At 47.4% G+C, this 652-nt stretch carries 1 protein-coding gene; it reads left to right on the top strand.

Annotation, left to right across the window (positions count from 1 at the left end; all coding sequences use genetic code 11):
• Positions 1-652 (top strand): MBL fold metallo-hydrolase (locus KIV40_RS32270; RefSeq protein WP_285353426.1); only part of this gene is annotated, 652 nt, incomplete at both ends.

Raw genomic sequence — 652 nt, 5'->3', positions numbered from 1 at the left:
CGGTACAGTGGATGGGGCCAAAGCGTCTTCATCCAACTCCAATCTCCATTGAACAGTTGCCAGAGGTTGACGTTGTTGTGATTAGCCATGATCACTACGACCATTTAGACAAAGCAGCGGTAACAGCGTTGGCGCAAAAGGTGGAAACCTTCCTAGTACCACTGCGTGTTGGTGCGATTCTAGAGAAATGGGGTGTGAGTAAAGAGAAGATCGTTGAACTTAACTGGTGGGAGTCTGCAACGGCGGCGGGTATTGAGTTCACCTTTACACCGACCCAACATTTCTCAGGGCGTGGTTTACTCGATCGAGACCAAACCCTTTGGGGCAGTTGGGTGATTGAAGGAAACGACAAGAAAGTATTCTTTAGTGGTGACTCTGGTTACTTTGAAGGCTTCAAAGAGATTGGTAAACGATTTGGTCCATTTGATCTTACCATGATTGAAACGGGCGCTTATAACTCACTCTGGGCAGATATTCACATGTTCCCTGAGCAGAGTGTTCAAGCGCATATCGATCTAAAGGGTAAAGTGATGATGCCGATTCACAACAGCACCTTTGACTTGTCGATGCATGACTGGCAAGACCCGCTAGAGCAAGCATCAGCGATCAGTAAAGAGCGTGGTGTCGAACTGATCACCCCAATTATTGGTGA

This window comes from Vibrio sp. D173a, assembly GCF_030248475.1.
Note: the sequence above shows the minus strand (reverse complement) of the source record. Positions and strands in the feature narration are given on the sequence as shown.